The sequence below is a fragment of the Candidatus Poribacteria bacterium genome, from assembly GCA_021295755.1.
Lineage (GTDB): Bacteria > Poribacteria > WGA-4E > WGA-4E > PCPOR2b > PCPOR2b.
On record JAGWBT010000083.1, the window covers coordinates 1 to 2,757 of the forward strand.

Here is a 2,757-nt window from a genome sequence, read left to right on the forward strand (position 1 = left end):
ATAAAGCCATCACCTTAGACCAAAGTGAGGCTTCGCAGTGGCCCATTATTGATGATGAGGTTACCGAAGCCGTCGTCAACCAATTGCAGAGCGGGGAGATCTCGTTCTCAGATACGATTTACAAGTTCGAGGAGGAATTTGCCGCTTATCACGGTGTTAAGTATGCTCTAGCGCATAACAACGGAACCGCCTCGATTCATGGGGCGTTGTTCGGGGTTGGGGTGGGCCCCGGCGATGAGGTCATCACCCCTGCGGCGACGTTTTGGGGGACGTATATGCCCATCCTTTCCTGTCAGGCGATCCCGGTCTTCTGCGATATTGATCCGTTCACCGGTTGCGCTGACCCAGAAGATATAGAACGGCGGATTTCCTCCTGCACAAAAGCGGTCATTGTCGTCCATCTTGGTGGGATGCCGGCGGAGATGGATACTATTATGGAAATTGCAAAGCGTCACAATATCTTCGTGGTTGAAGATTGCTCGCACGCTCACGGCGCAACCTACAAAGGCAAAAAGGTCGGGACAATCGGAGATGTGGGTTGTTTCAGTATGCAGGGGGGAAAACTCTTACCGAGCGGCGAAGGTGGTGTGATGATCACGGATAACTTAGACTATTACGAGCGGGCAATCTGTCTAGGACACTATGAACGGATTCGCGACCTTCCCGAAGAAAAGTATCGCAAGTATGCTAGGACCTGCTTTGGATACAAATACCGTATCGCCCCAATTTCTGCCGCTATTGCACGTGTCCAGCTCCGACATCTCGATGAACGTAACAAATGCCGTGACGATAATGTGATGTATCTGATGGACGGTATTGCAGAGTGTCCGGGAATCTATCCAATCAAGCCTTCAACCGATAACTTCCGCGGGTATTATAGCCGTCCCTATATCCGCTATGCCTCTGAAGAACTCGGTGGATTGTCAAAAGAGAAATTCATCGAAGCGCTACAGGCGGAAGGCGCGAGCGTGAGCAGCAGCGCACTGGGAGGCAGTGATCACCTGTCAGCAGTGTTCCAAGAACGGAACCACCCTGCTTTCACGCGCCCTGAAAATAAACGAGCAGTAGCATATCAGGAAGGAGATCTGCCCGTTTCTGAGAATCCGCGCGAAGACCTGTTCACCATTCCGGTCTTCTCCAGACCCAATAAGGCGCTGTTAGATCAGTATATCGAAGCCTTTCGGAAGGTTGCGACTCATGTCGCAGAATTGGTCTGAAGAGGATAAAGCGATAAAACGTGAAGCGTGAATTTCTTACATTTTACATTTTTAGGGGACTTACGCAGCCCGCAGGGAACAACGATCGTTGTTCCCTACAGTCTGAAGCGCATAAATCCTGACGTTTTACATTTTGTGATTTCTGGATTGACCGCAATTTGCAATTAGCAGCGCATCATCGATCGTAGAGTTGCGCAACCTGTTCGGCGTAACCGTTGTAGAGCAGCGTATCGCGTCTTTTCCACATGAAGGCTGGGCCGTTACCAATCATCCGTTCGGAGGCTTGTGACCACCGTGGGTGCGGCACGTCGGGTTCCACATTCGCCTCAAAACCGTATTCGTGCGACTGAAGGGTATTCCAGAACGTCTTCGGTTGATAGTTGAGAAACTCAATTTTTACGATAGACTTAGCACCTTTGAACCCATACTTCCACGGTATGACTTGGCGGATGGGGGCACCGTGCTGCTTTGGAAGTTCGTGACCGTAGATACCGATGGCAAAAAACGCTAGATCGTTTGCCATTTCGTCGGTACGGAGCCCCTCTGTATAGGGCCAAGGGTGAGACGTACGACGTCCTGGTCCTTTATTAATCTTCCGATTGTAATATGAGATGAAGCGAACGTATCTCGCCTCAGAGGTCGGCTCAACATCGTCAATGATGTGTTTCATCGTAAAACCGAGCCATGGAACAACCATCGCCCACGCCTCAACACAACGGAATCGATAGACCCGCTCTTCAAGGGGGAATTTATTCTTGAGGTCGTCCAAGTCATAGGTACGAGGATTACGGACTAAGCCGGTGACCTCGACTTTCCAGTTTTCGGTCGGCAATGCCTGCGCCGCTTCCCAGATCGATTTTGAACCGCCGAATTCATAGAAGTTATTATACTTGGCGGCAACCGCTTCGTCGGTGATGGGGCGATCAACTTTTGTAAAGGCTGGATTTCGTTCGACTGATTCAAATTTCATCAGATTCGGATCTATTTGGGGAGGTGTCTTTGCCTCCGATTCGGTTGCATAACCGAGCATGGATCCGCCGGCGATGCTCAAACCGGCACCGGCAAGCGTCCTCAAGAATCGCCGCCGATTGATAAAAGCAGCTTCTGGCGTAACCTCCCGCTCTGGGATTTCCCAAGTTTTTGGAATGTGGATGTTTGCCATGAGTTTATCCTTTCTTTCTGTTTTAATCTGTCCTACACTCTCCTACGCACGCTCCCACCGACTTGGGTTCATCCCCGGCGCTTCTTTTTTCATGTTTGGCGGTTTGTTGCCACCGTGATAATCCCAGTGACGGGTGTTGCGGTCGCCCAACAGCGGTCGGACAGCATCTGGCAGCTTCGCTAAATTTTCACCATCCCAAGTTGACACTTTGTCTTGGGGTCCCGCCCAGCCCGGACGATACGCTATAGCCAGCATTTCACGCGGATAGTCACCAACATTAGGATAGTTTCCGTGAAACACTTTGTGGTTAATCAACACCGCCGAACCCGCTTTCGCAGGGACCATCACCTCTTCGGGATGCGATTCAAAACGTTTGTA

Annotated in this window: 3 protein-coding genes; 1 reads left to right on the top strand and 2 read right to left on the bottom strand. The window is 50.7% G+C overall.

The genetic code is table 11. The features are described 5' to 3' along the window. On the top strand, positions 1-1,217 hold a 1,217-nt coding region (locus J4G02_12985; GenBank protein MCE2395493.1), incomplete at its 5' end, for a DegT/DnrJ/EryC1/StrS family aminotransferase. A gap of 175 nt (positions 1,218-1,392) precedes the next feature. Here J4G02_12985 and msrP read toward each other — a convergent pair. Both msrP and J4G02_12995 read right to left on the bottom strand, forming a co-directional pair. Continuing rightward, positions 1,393-2,379: a protein-methionine-sulfoxide reductase catalytic subunit MsrP gene (msrP, locus tag J4G02_12990; protein ID MCE2395494.1), complete on the bottom strand. Its 987-nt coding sequence runs from the start codon at positions 2,377-2,379 to the stop codon at positions 1,393-1,395. A 42-nt stretch (positions 2,380-2,421) separates the two neighbouring features. After that, a partial coding sequence (locus J4G02_12995; protein MCE2395495.1) for a hypothetical protein occupies positions 2,422-2,757 on the bottom strand: 336 nt, incomplete at its 5' end.